Genomic DNA, 19,109 nt, shown 5'->3' with positions numbered 1-19,109 from the left:
GCAATCGATTGCGTCGTGACAGTTGAGGATCGGGCTGCCGAAGGCCGGCTCGCGAAGCCCCGTGTACATGGGCTGCCCGATGTCTGCGTCGGCGGGTTAATTCGTGCGCGATCAAGGGCTTAGGTCCCGGGTACCCAGGATATCCACATCCTTGCCAACACTTTCTGTGGACAAGCGGGGCCGTGTCATTCGGCCTGCGCCGTGCTGGCCGCTTCGGCCACGATCCAGTCGCGAAAGAGTGTCATCGCCGGCGTGAGCGGCTTCGATTTCAGCGACGTGAGCCAGTAGCCGCCCGCGCACACGTCGATGTCAAGCGGCCGCGCGAGCAGGCCGAGCTGCAGTTCGCGCGCGAACATGCAGGCCGGCGCGAGGGCGACGCCCGCGCCCTGCATCGCGGCCTCGACCATCAGCCGCGACGAATCGAACACGGGCCCGTTGACCGCCCACGGCGCAAGCTGCGCCGCATCGAACCAGCCGTGCCATTCGTCGATGCGGTACGAGCGCAGCAGCGTTTCGTTCGCGAGATCGGCCGGTTGCGCGAGGCGCCGCGCGATGTCGGGCGCACACAGCGCGGTGAGCGGCGCGTCGAGCAGGCGCTCGTTGCGCGTCGCCGGCCAGTTGCCTTCCCCGAAACGGATCGCGAAGTCGAGGCCCTCGGCGGCCAGGTCGACGACGTTGTTGTTGGTCCGCAGCCGCAGCTCGACGAACGGGTGCGTATCGCCGAACTGCTTCAACCGCGGCATTAGCCAGCCTAGGGCAAAGGTGCCGACGACGCCGAGCGTCAGCACCTCGCGGAAGCGCCCGCCGTCGAACTGCTTGAGCACCGTCTCGATGCGGCTGAATGCGTCGCTCAGCACGGGCAGCAGCGCGCGCCCCTCGTCGGTGAGCCCGAGGCCGCGCGGCAGCCGCGTGAACAGCGTGCAGCCGAGCCGCTCCTCGAGCGAACGCACCTGCTGGCTGACCGCGGCCTGGGTCACGCTCAGCTCGAGGCCGGCGCGCGTGAAGTTCAGGTGGCGCGCCGACGATTCGAACGCGCGCAGCGCATTGAGCGGAAGATGAGGGCGGAGCTTTGTCATAAGAATTTCTTTCGTCAGCGCTCAATTATCGTTGCTTGTCAGGCAACCGTAAAGTCCCGATAGTGCTGTCTCGCCGGCCGGGCGTTTTCAACCTGTTTCGCTTCCATTCCACCACGAGACAACCGACATGACTTACTCATCGAAACGTCGAACCCTGTTGCTGGCTGCCGCGACGGCGCCGCTCGCCCTGACCGTCGCGGCGTGCGCGTCGCGGCAGGCTACCGCACCGGATCCGTCGAGCGAGGCCGCCGCCGCGGTCGCGGCGGCCACGACGGCCTCGCTCGATGCGGAGACGTTCGATGCGCTGGCGGCGCTCGAACGCAGCGCGGGCGGCCGCCTCGGCGTGTGCGCGATCGACATCGCGACCGGCCGGCGCGCGGAACATCGCCAGAACGAGCGCTTCCCGTTCTGCAGCACGTTCAAGGCGATGCTGAGCGCGGCGGTGCTGGCGCAGAGCGTCGAGCGTCCGGCGTTGCTGCAACAGCGCGTGACGTATACCAAGGCCGACCTCGTCAACTATTCGCCGGTGTCGGGGAAGCATGTCGACGACGGCATGACGGTCGCCGCGCTGTGCGAGGCCGCGATCCAGTACAGCGACAACTCGGCTGCGAACCTGCTGATGAAGCTGCTCGGCGGCCCGTCGGCGGTGACGGCCTACGCGCGCTCGATCGGCGACGATGCGTTCCGGGTCGATCGATGGGAGACCGAACTGAATACCGCGGTGCCGGGCGACCTGCGCGACACGACGACGCCGGCCGCGATGGCCGCGAGCATGCGCGTGCTGATGCTCGGCGATGCGCTGCCGGCTGCGCAGCGTGCGCAGCTCGTCACGTGGATGCGCGGCAACAAGGTCGGCGACAAGCGGCTGCGCGCGGGCGTGCCGGCCGGGTGGACGGTCGCCGACAAGACGGGCACCGGCGACTACGGGACGACCAACGACGCGGGCGTCGTGTGGTCGCCGTCGCGTGCGCCGATCGCGCTGGCCGTGTACTACACGCAGGCGCGTGCCGATGCGCGCTCGAAAGAAGACGTGATCGCGTCGGTCGCGCGCATCGTGGTCCAGGCATTCGGTTGAGGCGGGCGGCGCGGCGTGCATGACGCGATCCGCATGCATGCCGTGCCGCAGTCGTGATCCGCGCGATCAAACGTTGTGCGATCAACGACTTAGGTCACGCATGCTCAGGATATCCACATGCTTGCCAACAAAAATTGTGGACAAGCCTGCGCGCGGCTGCGTCAAGCGTGGCGCGGGCCGCCGTGCCGCGTTTGAAGCGGCGCGGACAAAGTCTTTCGGATCAAGCGCTTGGCCGCGGTATGCGCAGGCTATCCACATGCTTGCCAACAAAATCTGTGGAAAACCCGGTTCGCACACGTAGAAGGCGGTCCGTGACGCAGCAAGTCGATGCGCGAGCGGCACTTTGCCGGCCGCGTGCCGCATTTGAAGCGGCGCGGACAAAGTCTTTCGGATCAAGCGCTTGGTCGCGGTATGCGCAGGCTATCCACAAGCTTGCCAACACAATCTGTGGACAAGCCCACCCGGTTGTCGTCGCGACGCTCAGGGCTGCCGATCGTCGACAGTGGGCCAGCGCACGAATGCGAACACCCACAACATGATGAAGTTCAGGATCGGGACGAACATCGTCAGGATCCACCAGCCCGAGTGCCCGGTGCGCCGGACGATGCGAACGTACGGATAGATGACGACGGCGACCAGCACGAGTGAGACGACCAACTGCCACGCGGTGAAGTGTTCCATGGCCTTCCTCGGAGTGAAGTGTCGTGGTGCGGTGCCGGCGGCAAGGCCGGCCCGTTGAGCCGTCGCGCGAAGCCGGCGATGCGTGGCTGCGTGCGGCTCGCGTGATCTTGACGCGTGGCGGGCGCGAGCGTCAAGGCGACGGCGGTGCACTGCCGTTGCGCGGGATCGTCCGCATGCGCGCATGCTCGCGCCGCTCGTTGCCGCAACCGTGACACCGCGCATGAACCGTAGCCCGATCAACGGGTTAGCGCAGGCTTGCGCAGGATATCCACAAGCTTGCCAACAAAATCTGTGGGTAAGTGGCGCAGCGCATGGCGGGCACGTGTGCGCCGACGGCGGCACGCATCGCCGTGGCGTCGTGATGCGAAGTGCGGCGAAGCGGGGTACGTGACGGCCATCACCGGGGCTCCGTCTGCATCACGCGTGCCAAAGTCCATCGGATCAAGGGCTTAGCGTTGCGGTGCGCAGGATATCCACAAGCTTGCCAACATTTTCTGTGGAGAAGTCGGGGTGCGCGAGCGACGCGCAACACACCCGCGAATGCCACGCATTGCCTCGCTTCGGGCGTGCACTCACGCAGTGCAGATACCGGCCACGCTGACTTTCTGGAACAGGTGCGGGCTCGCGACGGCGGACGACGGATAGGCCGACAGCTTGGCGACGAATTCGGGATGCGTGAAGGCCGCGCGAAACGCTTCGGTCGATTCCCAGATCGCGTAATTCAGGTAAGTCGGGCTGTCGCCGAGCGCACGATGCAGCTGGGTCGAGATGAACCCGGGCTGCCGCTTCATGAATTCGGCATCGTCCTTCCACACGGCGAGAAAGTCTGCTTCGTCGGCCGCGGCCAGCGTGAACAGGTTGACGAGGACGACCGGCTGCGCGTCGATGGCGATCTGTTGCTGGATCGGAAAGGCCGGATCCATCGGCTTGAAATGAGGCATGGGAACTCCTTCGGGTGAGGGGGAGGGCGATTGAGCGCTCACGTCGGTGCATCGGCACCATGCGCGCTGGACATCGCCGACAGAACGCGGATCGCCGCATCCAGGTCAGCCGAACTGAAGTCGCCGGCGATGTCGCGGACATGCTGTTGCCACTGCCCGACCACGGCCTGATAGGCCGCCGCGCCGCGCGGCGTCAGCGCGTACAAGGGGGAGCGCTTGTGCGCCGGGTTGGGCAGCGACTGGACCAGCCCTTCGTCGGTCAGCACGTTGATCTGCTTCAGCACCGCCTGCCGCGTGATGCCCATCGCGTCGGCGATCTGCGGGATGTTCGGGGCTTCCGGCGCCATCGAGATGGCGCCCAGCACCTGCCAGCGCGCACTGGTCAGGCCGTGTGGCCCGGCAAAGGTGTTGCCCCACTCGATCAGCAGGCCGTTCAAGCGGAATACGGACAGCGCGACGGCGGTCAACTTCGCGGATTTCGTCATGTTCGATACGCGGGATGAATTGACAACTACTTTACGTAATGGACAACTGGTTGTCAAGTTTATGGGTGAACGTCGTTGCGCGAGGCCGGGTCGGTACACTGGCGATGCGATCCGGCACCGGTAACATCGGCTGCAGCGGATGGTCGGCCAACAACAAGGAACCTGGAGAGAAATCGGTGAGAACGACCTGGAAGAAGATCGCCGTGCCGTTACTGGCGGCGGCATGTGGCGCGAGTGCGCATGCGTGCATCCCGCCGAGATACGAGACCGCGTATTTCCATGACGCGGAACGCATGAACGACGCACTCCGCGACAAGGTGCTCGACGATATCCGTGCCAATCACTACACGATCGTCGAATCGAGGATCGGTTTGCGATTCTTCCCGATCGTCAGGAAGGGCGACGCGATCTACCTCGGCAACACGCCGATCGCCACCGGGAAGGATTCGTTCTGGTATCTCGGGAACGGCTATTACCAGTTGAACGGCAGGCTCTATTACATGGGCGAACAGGTCGGCGCGTATCCGCTCGACGGGACTGTCGTCGTTCACGTCGAGGATCGGACGCTGCCGAGACCGGACGACTACCCGGAAGGGCGCCTGTACTGCCCGGTTCGGAAGCACGCCAGCATCCTCGAAACCTCGACGGGCCTGCGGATCGAGCGGATCGTCGTTGACAACTGAGTCGGGCGCGCGACAGCCCCGGGCTGGCGCATTTGCCGCGCAGGCTCGACAAACCCTTTCCGATCAAGGGCTTGGTGCCGTTGCTGGACGGTTGTCCACAAGCTTGCCAACACAATCTGTGGACAAGCCGCGCGTCGCGCAGATGTCAGGCCGGCAGCGGAAAGCGCACCGTGACGGTCAGCCCGCGCCCGCCGCGCGTGGTGCCGAGCGCGACCGTCGCGCGATGCTGTTCGGCGATCCGCTTGACGATCGATAGGCCGAGCCCGCTGCCGGACGACGTGACCGCCTGCGCGCCCTCGCCGCGATAGAAGCGCTCCCACACGTCGGTGCGTTCGGCTTCCGGGATTCCGGGGCCGTCGTCGGCGACTTCGAGCACGGGCGTCGTGCCGTCGATCCGCGCGGACACGTCGACGCGTGCGCCGTCGCCCGCATAGCGGATCGCGTTGTCGACGAGGTTGTTCAGCAGCACGCGCAGCGTGTCCGCATTGCCCGACGTCATCACGGGCGTCGACACGATCGCGCCGAGATCGATCCGGTGCGCGTCGGCGACGCGCGTGCGATCCGATACCACCGACCGGCACAGCGCGGCGAGATCGACGGGCGTCGACGCGGAAGCCGCCGCCTGCGCATCGGGTTCGAGGCGTGCGAGCGTCAGCAGCTGCTCGGCAAGGTGGCCGAGGCGCGTCGTGCCCGCCTGGATCTGCGCGAGGATGTGCTCGCGTTCCTCGGCGGTCGCCGCGCGCCGCAGCAACTGCGACTGGATCGACAGCCCCATGATCGGCGTGCGCAATTCGTGCGCGGCATCGGCGATGAAGTGGCGCTGCAGCGTGAACGAGCGGTCGAGGCGCGCGAGCAGGTCGTTGATCGCTTCGGCGAGCGGACGGACTTCGTTCGGCATCGAGCCGAGGTCGACCGGTTCCAGATTGTTCGCATTCCTGCGTTTGAGGCCGGATGCAATCGTGCGCAGCGGCCGCAACCCCGCGCCGATGCCGAACCACAGGCCGATCGCGAGCAGCGGCAGCATTGAGAACACCGGCCACAGCAGGTGCACGGCGATGCCCGCGATCGCTTCCCACCGCGCATGGCGTGCCTGCGCGAGCCGGATCGTCGTGCCGCCGCGCTCGGTTACATAGGTGCGCCACGGCTGGCCGCCGACGTCGACGCTCGCGATGCCTTTCTGATCAGGCGGCGGCAGTTTCGAATCGCGGTCGGTCGAATACACGAGCGTGCCGTTGCGCCAGACCTGCAGCAGCACGGCGTCGGGGTCACTCGCTTCGAAGCCGTGCTTGCCGTTGGCGTGGTCGCTGAACGACAGCTCGCCGTTCGGGCCGACGACGATCTGCTTCGACATGCTGCGCATCTGGTCGTCGAGCAGGTCGTCGAGCTCGCGCAGCGCGCCCCAGTAGGTGCCGGCGCTCGCGACGAGGCCGATCACGCACGCGGCCGGCATCAGCCACGTGAGCAGGCGCCGCCGCAGCGACGCGTTGCGCCAGCGCGCGACCGCGCGTTGCATGCGCGTCATGCGCCGTCACCGATCCGGTAGCCGACGCCGCGCACCGTGCGGATCATGTCGTGGCCGAGCTTCTTGCGCAGGTTGTGGATGTGCACCTGCACGGCGTTGCTTTCGATTTCCTCGCCCCAGCTGTACAGCCGCTCCTCGAACTGCTCGCGCGAAATCACCGCGCCCGGGTCGCGCATCAGCTCGTGCAGCAGCACGAACTCTTTCGGCGACAGCGGCACTTCGTCGTCGTTGAGCCAGACGAGGTGCTTGACGGGGTCGAGGCGCAGCGGGCCGATCACGAGCGTCGTTTGCGCGCGGCCCGCGTGGCGGCGGCTGACCGCGCGGATGCGGGCGAGCAATTCGTCGAGCTCGAACGGCTTGACGAGATAGTCGTCCGCGCCGCTGTCGAGGCCCGCGATGCGGTCGGGCACGCCGTCGCGCGCGGTGATGATGATCGCAGGCAGGTTTTCGTCGCGGCGTCGCAGCGCGGCGAGCACCGACAGGCCGTCGCGATTCGGCAGCCCGAGATCGAGCAGCAGCAGGCCATAGCCGGTCGCGCGCAGCGCGAGCGACGCGGCGTCGCCGTCCTTCACCCAGTCGACCGCGAAGCCTTCCTGTTTGAGGCCCTGTTCGAGCCCGCTGCCGATCAACGGATCGTCCTCGACGAGCAATACGCGCATGAATTGGTGTCTCTTCAACGGGGCGCCGTGGCACCCGGGGTTCCCATGATAAGCGCCCGTGTCTTAGGTGGACCTTAAATGCGGGCGGCGCGCGGCGGGCTTTCGTACTCGTCTGATGCGGCACCGTGTCACTTCGGCGCGACCTTCAGGTTTGCTTAATCTTACGGTCCGTAATCTGGCGCCGTCGCGTTCAACGGAGCGCGGCGTCACATCGAAGAAGAGGAACGAGATCATGAAACACCTGGCCAGAATCCTGACGGTCGCGCTCGCTACGCTGCCTGCCGCCGTCTACGCGCAATACACGGGACCGTCCACGCTGACCACGACCACCGTGAAGGAGCTGCTCGCGAGCGGCAAGGACGACCAGCACGTGCAGTTGCAGGGGCGCATCGTCAAGCATGTCGGCGGCGAGGATTACGAATTCGCCGATGCGACCGGCACGATCCGCGTCGAGATCGACCACAAGCTGTGGGCGGCCGGCCAGCCCGTCAGCGACAAGAGCGAAGTGAAGGTGAGCGGCGAATTCGAGCGCAAATGGTCGGGCAGCGTGAAGGTCGACGCCGATCACGTCGAAGTGCTGCGCTGACCGGTGCGCGCGGGGCCGGTGATACCATGGACGACCGGTTCCCGTTCCCACCAAGATGGCCGCCAATTTCGACGAACTCGCGTCCCGGATCCGGGCGCAATTTTCCGAGCTGAGCCCGCAATTCCAGGCGGGCGCTGCCTTCCTGCTCGATCATCCCGACGAGGTCGCCACCTCGTCGATGCGCAAGGTCGCACAGCGCGCGCAGGTGCAGCCTGCATCGCTCGTGCGGCTCGCGCAGCAATTCGGCTTCCCCGGCTGGAACGAGCTGCGCGACCTGTGCGTCGCGCGCGTGCGCACGCGTCCCGAGCCGCTCACGCAGCGGGCTCGCTCGCTCGTGCGGCCCGACGCCAAGGCGTCGCTCGCGCACGACCTGCTCGCCGCGCAACAACACAACCTGTCCGCCACTGCCGCGCAGAACGAGCACGCGCTCGCCGATGCCGCGAAACTGATCCGCAAGGCGTCGCACGTGCACGTCGCGGGTTTTCGCTCGTGCTATCCGGTCGCGTTCGGCTTCGTGTACGGCTACCGGCTGTTCCGCCCGACCGTGTCGCTGCTCAACGGCGTCGCCGGTTCGCTCGAAATGGAGCTGCGGACGATCGCGAAGCAGAGCGTGACCGTCGTCGTCAGCTTCGCGCCATATTCGGCGGAAGCGACGCGCGTCGCGCAGGCCGCGAAGGCGCAGGGCAGCCGGATCGTCGCGATCACCGACAGCGCGGTGTCGCCGATCGCGCTGCACGCGGATGCGCAACTGATCTTCACGCACGACAGCCCGTCGTTCTTCCCGTCGCTGGTGGCCGCGCACGCGATGGCCGAAGCGCTGGTCGCGCAGCTGCTGGCGCTCGAAGGCAGCGATGCGATTGCCGCGCTCGAGCGCACGGAAGCGGAACTGCACGCGAAGGGCGCTTACGTCGTTTGACGCGGCACGTACCGCTTCAACCGTTCCTTATTGTCGATTCAAGCGGATTCAACCGATGACGTTCACATACGAGGTGACCGACGCGGGCGACGCGAACGTTCGCAAGCAGATCGTCGCGCCGCTCGTCCGGTTCAACGAAAGCCAGGCGGGCCCGAACGACTTCCGTGCGCTCGCCGTGGTCGTGACCGATGGCGACGGCGCGGTGGTCGGTGGCCTGTGGGGCAGCACGGCGTACGGCTGGCTGCATGTCGACCTGCTCGTGGTGCCCGAGGCAGCACGCGGTCAGGGTGCGGGCACGCGCATCATGGATCTGGCCGAAGCGGAAGCCGTCGCGCGCGGATGCCACGGCGCGTGGCTCGACACGTTCGACTTCCAGGCGCGGCCGTTCTACGAGAAACGCGGCTATGTCCGCTTCGGCGAGCTGCCGGATTATCCGGCCGGACACACGCGCATTTTCCTGACGAAGAAGCTCGCGGGTTGAGTGGCGCTGCCACGTGGCGCGGCACGGTTGACGAGGTCACCGGCCGTCGCCTAGGATACCGGTCAGCGATGCAGGGCGCTTCCGGGTCCGCGGAAAGGGTTGAACCCACCTGTCGCAGCAAATCCAGTCTTCCTCCTGTCCTTTGTGCTGGCGGTATTGCGGACCTTCGGCCATGACTGCACGAGGATTCGCATGAAAAAGCTGCCTCCCAAGGCCAATCCCGATCATCTGAAAAAGCAGGCCAAGGCATTGTTGCGCTTGTACCGGCAAGGTGACGCCGAGGCCGTCGCGCGCTTTGTCCGGTTTCTCCCTGTTGCCGCGAACCGCACGCATGACGACGCGCGCGCGCTCGGGCTCCGGCTGCACGACGCGCAATCCTGCATCGCGCGCGAGTACGGTTTTGCATCATGGGCCGATCTCGGCGCATTCGTCGAAACGCATGCGCTGGCAGGGCAACAGCGGTCGCAGCTGATCCGGCGCTGGCTCGACCTGGCGTACGGCGGCGACGTGACCGGCGGCTACGACGCGCCCCGGCCGCGTGTCGCCGCGCAACTGCTGCTCGACCATCCCGATCTCGTTGCGGGCGATCCGACCGTCGCATGTGCGGCCGGCGATCTCGACGCCGTGACGGCGGCACTGACAGCCGATCCCGGCTGGATCGCGCGCGCCGGCGGCGTGCTGAAGCTGCCGCCGCTGGTCGCCGTCACGCATTCGCGGCTCGGGCAGATGCCCGAGTTCGCCGTCAGGCTGCGCGCTTGCGCGCGTCTTCTGCTCGATGCCGGTGCCGATCCGAACCAGCGGATAGGTAACCGCTTTCCGCCGGCTTCGCTCGCCGCACCCGACGAAGCGGAGCCGCTGTCGGCGCTGTACGGTGCGGCGGGCGTCAATCGCGATCCGGTGCTTACCGCCATGCTGCTGGAAGCCGGCGCCGACCCGAACGACGGCGAATCGCTGTATCACTCGGTGGAAAATCCGGCCTGCACGCGCGTGCTGCTCGAACACGGTGCGCGGGTGGGCGGGACGAATGCGCTGCGGCGTGCGTTCGACATGCGCGACGCGGATGCACTCGAACTGCTGCTCGCGCATGGCGGCGACCCGAACGAGCCCCCCGGCGCGGGGCTGGCGCAGACCTGGGGCGCGCCGTTGTTGCGGGCGATCGGCGTGCGCTGCTCGGCGCGCCACGTCGCCGCGCTGCTGGCGGCCGGCGCCGATCCCGGCGCGCGGACCCCGACGGGCGTCAGTGCGTACCGGCTGGCGATGCAGACCGGGCTGTCCGACGTCGCGGCGTTGTTGCGCGAAGCCGGCGCGGAAGAGACGCTCGACGCGGAGGACGCGTTCGTCGCGGCCTGCGCGCGCGCCGACGCCGGCGATGCGCGACGCATCCAGGCGCGCCATCCCGAACTGCCCGGCGCGCTGCCCGATGAGCGGCTGCGGCTGCTGCCGGACGCCGCCGCGTGGGGGTCGGGCGACGCGGTGAAGGTCATGGTCGAACTGGGCTGGCCGATCGCGGCGCGGGGCGGCGACTGGGACGCGAGCGCGCTGAATCATGCAGTGTTCCGCGGCGATGCGGAATTGCTGGCGTTCCTGCTCGCACACGGCGCGAGCTGGCGCGACATGCACGGATTCGACAGCGACGCGCTCGGCACGTTGTCCTGGGCATCCGTCAACGAACCGGAGCATGTCGGCGCGTCCGACTGGGAGGCGTGCGCGCGGGTGCTGCTCGCGCACGGCGTGCCGCAAGCCGCGCGGGACCCGTCGAATCCGGAGGGTGTGCTGATCGACGGTCGCGCGATGCGCTTCTCCGAAGCCGTCACCGACGTGTTGCTCGGCGTCGATAGCGCGGCACCCGCAGCGAAGTAAGCGACCGCGGGCCGGCAATGGACGGGTGGCGGAGCCAGCCTGCTCGTTGCCGGCTGCCGGCACGCAGTCGGCGCATTGGTTTTTTCCTGTCGCGCGACGACATTTCGGCGAACGCTGAAACGTCGTGTGCACGACGGGCGTAAGCTCAGCCGTCAACTTCCTTCCGGAGCCCACGATGACCCGTTCCGACCTGCAAGCCCGCCAAGCCGAAGCCTTCCGCGCACTGCACGCGCGCCCCGGCGCCTTCATCATCCCGAACCCGTGGGACGCCGGCACCGCGCGCCTGCTCGCAATGGCCGGCTTCGAGGCGCTCGCGACCACGAGTGCCGGCTACGCGTTTTCGAAGGGGCAGCCCGACAATGCGATCGACCGCGACGCGATGCTCGATCACATCGCCGAGATCGTCGCCGCGGGCGGCCTGCCCGTCAGTGCCGATCTCGAGAACGGCTTCGGCGACGCGCCCGGCACGGTGGCCGAAACGATCCGGCTCGCGGCCGAGGCCGGCGCGGTCGGCGGCTCGATCGAGGACGCGACGGGCCGTGCCGACGCACCGATCTACGCGCGCGAAGCGGCGATCGAGCGCATCGCGGCGGCCGTCGACGCGGCGCGCGCGCTGCCGTTTCCGTTCACGCTGACTGCGCGCTGCGAAAACTACCTGCATGGCCGCCACGACCTTGCCGACACGATCGCGCGGCTCGTCGCCTATCGCGACGCGGGCGCCGACGTGTTGTATGCGCCGGGCATCACCGATGCGGACGAGATCGCGGCGGTGACGCAGGCGGTCGGTGCACCCGTGAACGTCGTGATGGGGCTGCAGGGCGGCTTGCTGAGCCTCGACGCGCTGGCCGTGCTCGGCGTGAAGCGCGTGAGCGTCGGCGGCGCACTGGCTCGGGCCGCGCTCGGCGCGTTCCTGCGCGCGGCGAAGGAGATGGCGCAGGAGGGCACGTTTACATTTACGCAAGCTGCCGTACCGGGGCGCGATATCAATCGCTGGTTTGCGTCGCCGGATAATTCACTGGATTTGTTCCGGGATTGAGGGTAATTAAATCGTGGGATCGTTCCCAGTCGAAACATTGATTGACAATAATCAACCGATTTCGCGTCCGAATTAAACGTCGGTGACGACGCAAAATACATCGTCTATTCTCCGCATTCCGCCCGTTCGACCGGCGCTGGCGCGCAAACCGCGCCGGATCGGGCGAACGGGCGCCCGCCCTGCATGCCGATGCTGCACATTGTTGCATTTTCCCGTCCGGTAAGTTTTTGCGCGCGGGAGTTGCGGGCAGGTTTTTTGATTGATAATCTGCGGCACGTTCGAATGAACGGTTGGTGGGCCGCCGGTAATATCGATATATAAAAATGCTGAGAGAGCGATGACGATCCGAGAAAATCAACGCGTCAGGTTTCGCGTCGGCGATGTCGTGACGCTGAAGACGGGCGGGCCGCGCATGACCGTCACTTTTGCCGGGCCGGTCGTGTTCGACGACGGTGACTGGCTGATCTGCCAGTGGTTCGACGAAAGCGGCGAATTCCGGCAGGAAATGTTCCCTCACGACGCGGTGGCGCCCGAGCCGCGCGCGATTTCGGCCGGGCGTGTCCGCATGCGCATGCAGTCGCATCGCTACCGGTCGGCTGCCTGACATTTACCTGTCGTCGCGATGCGGCCACACGCAGCGCCCGCGCCGCGACATTTCACGCCAGCCCGAAACATGCGGCGGCGCGCTGCGCCGATACTGTCCGCATGAACCCGACCGATCCCATCGCAGCGGTCACGCACCGCGATCCCTATCCCTACTATGCGGCGCTCGTCGACGGGCCGCCGCTCGCGTTCGACGCCACGCTCGGCCTGTGGGTCGCGAGCGGCGCGGCCGCCGTGACGGCCGTGCTCGGCCATCCGGCCTGCCGCGTGCGCCCGCTGGACGCGCCGGTGCCGCCCGCGTTGCGCGGCACGACGGCCGGCGCGCTGTTCGGCGAGCTGGTGCGCATGAACGACGGCGCGTTGCGGCACGACGTGCCGAAGCAGGCGCTGCGCACGGCGTTTGCGCCGATCGACACGGCGGCATTGCGCGACCGTGCCGAACAGCTTGCCGCGCGGCGCTTGTCGGCGCCGCATGATGCCGGCGCGCTGAACACGTGGTGCATGACGGTGCCCGTCTGCGCGGTTGCCGATCTGCTCGGCTTCGACGAGACGCAGCTCGACGACATCGCGGCGCAGGTCGTCGACTTCGTCGCCGCGCTGTCGCCGTTGTCGGATGCCGTGGCACTGGCCCGCGCGAGCGACGCCGCGCGAAAGCTGCTCGACCGGATGACGGAGCGCGTCGCGCAGACGCATGCGCACGACGGCACGCTCGTCGCCGCGGTGCAGCAGGCGGCCCGCGCGTCGGGCTGGCAGGCGAGCGGCGCGCTGGTCGCGAATCTCGTCGGGCTGCTGTCGCAGACCTGCGAGGCGACCGCCGCGTGGCTCGGCAATGCGCTGGTGGCGTGGAACGGGGAAGCGGGCGCGGGTGCCGATCGCGTCGTGCCGGACGATGCCGCGCTGGACGCATTCGTTGCCGAAGTCGGGCGCTTCGATTCACCGGTGCAGAACACGCGCCGCTTCGTTGCATCGCGCACGACGATCGAAGGCGTGACCGTCGAAGCCGGCGACGCGATCCTCGTCGTGCTTGCCGCCGCGAACCGCGACCCGGCCGTGCATCGCGAACCGCACCGATTCATGCCTGGCCGCGCGGCCGGGCCGAATTTCGGCTTCGGCACGGGGCCGCATGGTTGCCCGGGCGAGCGGATCGCGCGAGCGGTGACGACGGGGGCGTTCGGGGCGTGGCTGCGGGCGGGCGGGGGCGCGACGCACGACGGGCTGGCGTGGAGTTACCGCGCGTCGACCAACGTCAGGATGCCGAAGTTCGACGCGGCAGGGTGAACGGGAAAGAGGGACTTAACGGCAGCCTTGCTTCTCGGCCCATTGTTCCTGGGCGGCGACACGGCGTTGCACGCGTTCGACGAGACCGGTCGAGAAGGTCCGCATGCTGATACCGCGGCGCTTCGCGAGGATCGTCTGCGCGACATCGGTGCGCGGGTTCGGCTGGCAGGCCCAGTAGAGCGTCATCAGCCAGCCGATGCCGGTCCATCCGAACAGCGCGTTGAACATCGCGACCGTCAGCTTGTCGTGCCGGCCACGCCGGTCGGCAATGACCGCCGGCAGAAAATAGATCGCGATCGCGGCCACCGAACCGGCCACTTGAATCAGGACTGCGTTCTGCATGTTGCTGCTCCATCCGAACTGCAATGGGACTGATTGTCGCGCTTTTTCCGTTCGCGTGCAGGCCGTGCGCTGGCAATTGATTGTTGCGTTTTTAATGACGATCAGCCGGCTTCGGCGTCCGCCGGCCGCACTTCGTTGCTCAGCGCGAAACCTTCGTCGAGCCAGCCCGTCACGCCGCCGATCATCAGCTTGACCGGCCGGCCGAGGCGCGCAAGCTGGATCGCCGCGCGCGCGGCGCCGTTGCAGTGCGGGCCCGCGCAGTAGACGACGAACAGCGTGCCGGCCGGATAGCCGGCGAGCTTGCTCTCGATGATCTTGCGGCGCGGCAGGTTGCGCGCGCCGGGCACGTGGCCGGCGGCGAACTGATCGGGGCCGCGCACGTCGAGCAGCACGAAATCGGGCGCACCCGATGCGAGCGCGTCGTGCACGTCCCAGCAATCGGTCTCGAAGCCCAGCGACGCCTCGAAATGCGCGAGGGCGGCGGGGCTGTCGGCGGCGGGCACGTCGGTGACGTAGGACATGAGCAGGTTCTCCTGAAGGTTGCGCGGAACGCGGTGGAATGAAGGGCAGTATCGCGGTTCGGCGCGTTTCGCGGCAGTGGCGTGATCGACAAGTTCCGGTAACATCGCGCCATGCACAATCATCTCGTCGTCGCGCTCGCCTACGATCGCCTCTGCACGTTCGAATTCGGCTGCGTGGTCGAACTGTTTGCCCTTGAACGCCCCGAGCTCGGGGTCGACTGGTATCGCTTCGCGGTCTGCGCGAGCGAACCGGGGCCCGTGCGCGCGGCGGGCGGCATCACGGTCGCCGCGCCGTACCGGCTCGCGACGCTCGATCGCGCCGATACCATCGTGATTCCCGGCTGGCGCGATCCGGACGAACCGCCGCCCGAGCCGTTGCTGAAGAAACTGCGGGCCGCGCATCGCCGCGGCGCGCGGCTCTGCTCGATCTGCTCGGGTGTGTTCGTGCTGGCGGCGGCCGGCGTGCTCGACGGCCTCACGGTGACGACCCACTGGCGCTATGCGGAGAAACTGCAGGCGCGCTATCCCGCGCTGTGCGTGAACCCCGATGCGCTGTACGTCGACGAAGGGCAGGTCGTCACGTCGGCCGGGTCGGCGGCGGGGCTCGACATGCTGCTGCATCTCGTGCGCCGCGATCATGGCGGCGCGATCGCGAACCGCGTCGCGCAGCGCCTCGTGCTGCCGCCGCATCGCGATGGCGGCCAGGCGCAGTTCGTGCCGCGCCCGGTCGCGCCGGGCGGCACCGACCGGCTCGCGAAGCTGATCGACTGGATGCGCGCGCACGCGGCCGAGCCGCACACGCTCGCGTCGCTCGCCGCGCAGGCCGCGATGAGCACGCGCACGCTGCAGCGTCAGTTCGCGGACGCAACAGGGATGTCGCCGCTCGCGTGGCTGATCCGCGAACGCGTGAACGTCGCGAAGGACATGCTCGAAGCGCATCCCGCGCTGTCGCTCGCGCAGGTCGCGGCGCGCGCGGGGTTCGGTTCCGAGGAATCGCTGCGCCGGCATTTCCGGCGCGTCGCGGCGACGAGCCCGGCCGCTTATCGCCGCGGGATGAGTCGCGGCGAAAGCGCACGGGACGCTTGAGCGCGGCGCTGATTCCTGTCGACGTTCTCCTCGGGTGACAACCGCAGTGGCGTAAGATCGCGCATCACTGAGAGAAGCCGGCCGCGTGGTGGCCGGCTTGCGCCGTTCATGCGGCACAACGATAACGACAAGGACAACCATCATGGGCCTGCTGGGAAAGCTGTTCGGAAAGAAATCGCGCGATGAAGCGTCGTCGCCGGCGCCGTCGACGCATGACGCTACCGAAGCGGGCGAACAGGGCGCGTCGCGCGAGCCCGACATCGCCCCCGAACTCGCGTCCGCGCTGGCCGCGTTGCAGGCGGGCCGGTACAAGAAGGCGATCGAGGGCGCCATGCCGCACGTGGAGCGGCTGGCCGATGCGGCGCGCCTGTGCGCGATCGCGTACTCGGAAATGGAGCGCTACCCGGAAGCCTTCTCGTACTGGCACAAGCTGTTCGAGCAGGAGCCGAGCGCGCACAACGCGCTGCAACTCGCAACGACGTCGGTGATGTGCGGCGAAGTGGAGCGCGGCGAAGCGTGGCTGACGAAGGCCGCCCAGGTCAATCGCGACACGCACGAGCAGTCCGACGCCGCCGCGCGCGTGAACTTCATTTCGGCGCTGATGCAGAGCGGCCGTCTGCGCGAGACGTTGCCGCATCTTGCCTGGATGCGCGACGTCTATGCCCACATGCGCATCACCGATTCAACCTTCCTCTACATGCGCGGCATTCCGTTCTTCTCGTCGTTCCTGGAGAAGAGCCTCGAGATCCTGAAGGCCACGCAGCCGACCGATGCGATCGTGTCGTGGTACGGCGAACTCGAGGGCAAGCTCGACGAAGAGGGGGCGGCGCAGCTCGCCGAGTGGGTCGGCCAGCTGAAGGCGCAGCCGGCCGCCTGAGCGGCCGACGCCAGCTGCAAGTGGCGACGCCTGCCGCCGGGCGGCGGCGCATCACACACTCAGCGCGTATTGGTATCGCGCGCGTTCTGCTTGATGCATGCGATGCGATACACACCATCCTCGACTTCGACGCCGTGCGTGTCGTGCGTGAAGCCGGGGAAGCGCAGGTCGTACTGCTCGAGCGCCTTCAGGTAGCCGAGCAGCGGGCCGTCGGCCGGCCCCGCGTTCTCGCCGGGCATCAGCAGCGGAATGCCGGGCGGATAGGGCACGACGCCCGTCGCGACGGTGCGGCCTTCCATCTCCGATAGCTCCAGCATCTCGATGTCGTTGTGCACGAGATGCTCGAATGCCTCGGCCGGGCTGTAGTCGGGCTTCGGCAGAGTCGAGAAGCCGCGCGACATCATCTCGGTCGTCTTCAGGTCGCTCATCGCGCTGAACATCAGGTCGCACAGGTCGCGCAGGCCGAGCTTGCCGTAGCGTTCCGGATAGCGCGCGACGAGTTCGGGCAGCGCCTGTTCGAGCGGCGCGTTCGCGTCGTAGTCGCGCTTGAAGTCGAGCAGCGTGTTGACGAGCGTGCCCCACTTGCCTTTCGTCACGCCGAGCGAGAACAGGAACAGGATCGTGAAGTCGGTCGTCTTCTCGACGACGATCCCGTGCCGGTCGAGATACGCGGTGACGACCGACGCCGGAATGCCGACCGGCATCAGCCCGCCGTGCGACGCGACACCCGGCGTGACGATCGACACCTTGATCGGGTCGAGCATGCAGTAGTCGTCCTCGATATCGCCGAAGCCGTGCCACGTGTCGCCCGGATGCAGCACCCAGCACGACGGATCGGTGGCGAGCAGCGTCTCGTCCGCTTCGTGGAAGCGCACGCGCCGGCCCGTCTTGCGATCGACGACGCTATCGGGCTGCCAGCCATTGAAGAACCAATCGTTGTTCTCCGCGCATTCCGTATGCAGGCGCGCCAGCATCTGGCGGAACGCGACGGCCTCGCGGATCGCGTCGGTCGTCAGCGCCTCGCCGCCGGGGCCGTCCATCATCGCGGCGCTCACGTCGTTCGACGCGATGATCGCGTAGTTCGGCGACGTCGACGCATGCATCATGTATGCCTCGTTGAAGCGCGCGTGCTCGATCGGGTTGCGGCCGTCGCGAACATGAATGAACGAAGCCTGCGACAGCGCGGCGAGCAGCTTGTGCGTCGACTGCGTCGCGAACACGGTCGGCTTGCTCGCGTCGTGTTGCGACGGATCGCCGTGCATCGCATGACGGTCGCGGTAGATCGGGTTGAAGCGCGCGTAGCCGTACCACGCCTCGTCGAAATGCAGCCGATCGACGCTCTGGCCGAGCAGTTCCTCGACGCGCGCGACGTTGTAGCAGAGGCCGTCGTACGTCGAGTTCGTGATCAGCGCATGCACGGGCGTCGGGTCGGTGCCGTCGCGGCCGCGCACGAGCGGGTTCGCGTCGATCGCGAGGCGCACGGCGGCGGCCGTCAGCCGCTCGGGCATGATCGGCCCGATGATCCCGTAGTGGTTGCGCGACGGAATCAGGTAGGTCGGAATCGCGCCCGACATCGTCATCGCGTGCTCGGCCGACTTGTGGCAGTTGCGGTCGCACAGCGCGACCTGGTTGCGCGTGACGCTCGCCATCAGGATCACGCGGTTCGACATCGACGAGCCGTTCGTCACGTGATACGTGCGATGCGCGCCGAACACGCGCGCCGCATAGCGTTCGCTTTCACCGATCGGGCCCGAGTGATCGAGCAGCGAGCCGAGTTCGCCGACCGAGATCGACAGGTCGGAGCGGAACAGCGATTCGCCGAAGAATTCGAAGTACGCGCGGCCGACCGGCGATTTCAGGAACGCGGTGCCGCCCGTGTGGCCGGGCGTATGCCACGAGTATTCGTACACGCGCGAGAACTGCGCGAGTGCGCGGAACATCGGCGGCAGCACGGTTTCGCGGTAGCGCTCGATCGCGGCGACGATCCGGCCGCCGATGAACGCGGTGGTGTCTTCCAGCATCCAGATGAAGTCGTCGGCCTTGCGCATGGCGTCGACCGGAATCGCGGACGCGCTCGCGCGGCTCGCGAGCAGGAACACGGGCACGGTCGCGTTGCGCGCGCGCATCGCGTCGAGCACGGCCCGCGCGGGTGCGTGGTCGGCATCGTTGCCGAGTTCCCAGTTGAGCAGCAGGCACTGGATCGCCGGATCGGCGGCGACCACCGCGCAGGCATCGTCGGCGGACGTCGCGATCACGACGTCGACGAGCCGCGTGCGCAGCTCCTCGGCAAGCGCTGTCGCGGCGCGCCCGGTGGCCGTGCGTTCATCGATGTCGTGCTGCACGAGCAGCGCCTTCATGCCGAGGCGGCGGAAGGCCGGTTGGGTCAAGGAAGTGGTCATGT

General features: G+C 67.6%; 21 protein-coding genes. 11 read left to right on the top strand and 10 right to left on the bottom strand.

All coding sequences use genetic code 11. The features are described from left to right. Positions 1-185: 185 nt before the first annotated feature. Positions 186-1,076, bottom strand: coding sequence for a beta-lactamase transcriptional regulator PenR (gene penR, locus BCO18175_RS11940; RefSeq protein WP_174980880.1), 891 nt, complete (start codon positions 1,074-1,076; stop codon positions 186-188). Between the two features lie 127 nt (positions 1,077-1,203). Between penR and blaPEN-bcc the strand changes: the two genes are divergently transcribed. Then, positions 1,204-2,151, top strand: coding sequence for a PEN family class A beta-lactamase, Bcc-type (gene blaPEN-bcc / locus BCO18175_RS11935; protein ID WP_174980877.1), 948 nt, complete (start codon positions 1,204-1,206; stop codon positions 2,149-2,151). A 480-nt stretch (positions 2,152-2,631) separates the two neighbouring features. On the opposite strand, the gene BCO18175_RS11930 is transcribed toward blaPEN-bcc, so the two are convergent. From BCO18175_RS11930 to BCO18175_RS11915, 4 genes are all read right to left on the bottom strand, one after another. Further along, on the bottom strand, positions 2,632-2,832 hold the full coding sequence (locus BCO18175_RS11930; protein WP_174917588.1) for a hypothetical protein: 201 nt from the start codon (positions 2,830-2,832) through the stop codon (positions 2,632-2,634). A 572-nt stretch (positions 2,833-3,404) separates the two neighbouring features. Next, a complete protein-coding gene (locus BCO18175_RS11925) occupies positions 3,405-3,773 on the bottom strand; it encodes an antibiotic biosynthesis monooxygenase family protein (RefSeq protein WP_174980876.1) in 369 nt (122 codons plus the stop codon). A 38-nt stretch (positions 3,774-3,811) separates the two neighbouring features. Further along, positions 3,812-4,258, bottom strand: a complete 447-nt coding sequence (locus BCO18175_RS11920) for a MarR family winged helix-turn-helix transcriptional regulator (RefSeq protein WP_174980875.1) — start codon at positions 4,256-4,258, stop codon at positions 3,812-3,814. A gap of 31 nt (positions 4,259-4,289) precedes the next feature. Continuing rightward, positions 4,290-4,553 (bottom strand): hypothetical protein, encoded by a 264-nt coding sequence (locus tag BCO18175_RS11915; RefSeq protein ID WP_174980873.1) that lies wholly within the window; start codon positions 4,551-4,553, stop codon positions 4,290-4,292. Between BCO18175_RS11915 and BCO18175_RS11910 the strand changes: the two genes are divergently transcribed. Continuing rightward, complete coding sequence (locus tag BCO18175_RS11910) at positions 4,552-4,941, top strand: hypothetical protein (protein WP_174980871.1); 390 nt, start codon at positions 4,552-4,554, stop codon at positions 4,939-4,941. The genes BCO18175_RS11915 and BCO18175_RS11910 overlap by 2 nt on opposite strands. Positions 4,942-5,086: 145 nt before the next feature. Here the strand turns inward: BCO18175_RS11910 and BCO18175_RS11905 are convergent, their stop codons facing one another. After that, the gene (locus BCO18175_RS11905; protein ID WP_174980869.1) at positions 5,087-6,463 is read right to left on the bottom strand and encodes an ATP-binding protein; all 1,377 of its coding nucleotides are present in this window, start codon (positions 6,461-6,463) and stop codon (positions 5,087-5,089) included. Continuing rightward, positions 6,460-7,122, bottom strand: coding sequence for a response regulator (locus tag BCO18175_RS11900; protein WP_174917595.1), 663 nt, complete (start codon positions 7,120-7,122; stop codon positions 6,460-6,462). Before BCO18175_RS11900 ends, BCO18175_RS11905 begins: the two co-directional genes overlap by 4 nt. Positions 7,123-7,354: 232 nt before the next feature. Between BCO18175_RS11900 and BCO18175_RS11895 the strand changes: the two genes are divergently transcribed. The 7 genes from BCO18175_RS11895 (at position 7,355) to BCO18175_RS11865 (ending at position 13,882) form a co-directional block, all read left to right on the top strand. After that, positions 7,355-7,708 (top strand): YgiW/YdeI family stress tolerance OB fold protein, encoded by a 354-nt coding sequence (locus tag BCO18175_RS11895; RefSeq protein ID WP_174917596.1) that lies wholly within the window; start codon positions 7,355-7,357, stop codon positions 7,706-7,708. Positions 7,709-7,763: 55 nt separating this feature from the next. Further along, positions 7,764-8,624 (top strand): MurR/RpiR family transcriptional regulator, encoded by an 861-nt coding sequence (locus BCO18175_RS11890; RefSeq protein ID WP_011354378.1) that lies wholly within the window; start codon positions 7,764-7,766, stop codon positions 8,622-8,624. 55 nt (positions 8,625-8,679) lie between these two features. Continuing rightward, positions 8,680-9,105, top strand: coding sequence for a GNAT family N-acetyltransferase (locus BCO18175_RS11885; RefSeq protein WP_174980867.1), 426 nt, complete (start codon positions 8,680-8,682; stop codon positions 9,103-9,105). A 192-nt stretch (positions 9,106-9,297) separates the two neighbouring features. After that, positions 9,298-10,965 carry an ankyrin repeat domain-containing protein gene (locus tag BCO18175_RS11880; RefSeq protein WP_174980864.1) on the top strand — a complete coding sequence of 556 codons (1,668 nt, stop codon included), beginning with the start codon at positions 9,298-9,300 and terminating at the stop codon, positions 10,963-10,965. 175 nt (positions 10,966-11,140) lie between these two features. Next, positions 11,141-12,001 carry an isocitrate lyase/PEP mutase family protein gene (locus BCO18175_RS11875; protein ID WP_174980862.1) on the top strand — a complete coding sequence of 287 codons (861 nt, stop codon included), beginning with the start codon at positions 11,141-11,143 and terminating at the stop codon, positions 11,999-12,001. Between the two features lie 337 nt (positions 12,002-12,338). Further along, positions 12,339-12,605, top strand: coding sequence for a YodC family protein (locus tag BCO18175_RS11870; protein WP_174917600.1), 267 nt, complete (start codon positions 12,339-12,341; stop codon positions 12,603-12,605). A 101-nt stretch (positions 12,606-12,706) separates the two neighbouring features. Continuing rightward, positions 12,707-13,882 (top strand): cytochrome P450, encoded by a 1,176-nt coding sequence (locus BCO18175_RS11865; RefSeq protein WP_174980860.1) that lies wholly within the window; start codon positions 12,707-12,709, stop codon positions 13,880-13,882. A 15-nt stretch (positions 13,883-13,897) separates the two neighbouring features. Here the strand turns inward: BCO18175_RS11865 and BCO18175_RS11860 are convergent, their stop codons facing one another. Both BCO18175_RS11860 and BCO18175_RS11855 read right to left on the bottom strand, forming a co-directional pair. Next, positions 13,898-14,224 carry a superinfection immunity protein gene (locus BCO18175_RS11860; protein ID WP_011354384.1) on the bottom strand — a complete coding sequence of 109 codons (327 nt, stop codon included), beginning with the start codon at positions 14,222-14,224 and terminating at the stop codon, positions 13,898-13,900. Positions 14,225-14,325: 101 nt separating this feature from the next. Continuing rightward, positions 14,326-14,745 carry a rhodanese-like domain-containing protein gene (locus BCO18175_RS11855; protein WP_174980858.1) on the bottom strand — a complete coding sequence of 140 codons (420 nt, stop codon included), beginning with the start codon at positions 14,743-14,745 and terminating at the stop codon, positions 14,326-14,328. 111 nt (positions 14,746-14,856) lie between these two features. Here BCO18175_RS11855 and ftrA point away from each other — a divergent pair, with 111 nt between their 5' ends. Then, positions 14,857-15,831 carry a transcriptional regulator FtrA gene (gene ftrA / locus BCO18175_RS11850; RefSeq protein ID WP_174980855.1) on the top strand — a complete coding sequence of 325 codons (975 nt, stop codon included), beginning with the start codon at positions 14,857-14,859 and terminating at the stop codon, positions 15,829-15,831. Between the two features lie 142 nt (positions 15,832-15,973). Then, positions 15,974-16,708: a hypothetical protein gene (locus BCO18175_RS11845; RefSeq protein ID WP_174980853.1), complete on the top strand. Its 735-nt coding sequence runs from the start codon at positions 15,974-15,976 to the stop codon at positions 16,706-16,708. Between the two features lie 59 nt (positions 16,709-16,767). Here BCO18175_RS11845 and BCO18175_RS11840 read toward each other — a convergent pair whose 3' ends face one another. After that, complete coding sequence (locus BCO18175_RS11840) at positions 16,768-19,107, bottom strand: Orn/Lys/Arg decarboxylase N-terminal domain-containing protein (protein ID WP_174980851.1); 2,340 nt, start codon at positions 19,105-19,107, stop codon at positions 16,768-16,770. Between the last annotated feature and the right edge of the window lie 2 nt (positions 19,108-19,109).

It is taken from the genome of Burkholderia lata (genome assembly GCF_902499335.1).
GTDB classification, from domain to species: domain Bacteria; phylum Pseudomonadota; class Gammaproteobacteria; order Burkholderiales; family Burkholderiaceae; genus Burkholderia; species Burkholderia lata_B.
This window is presented reverse-complemented; position numbering and strand designations above follow the sequence as displayed.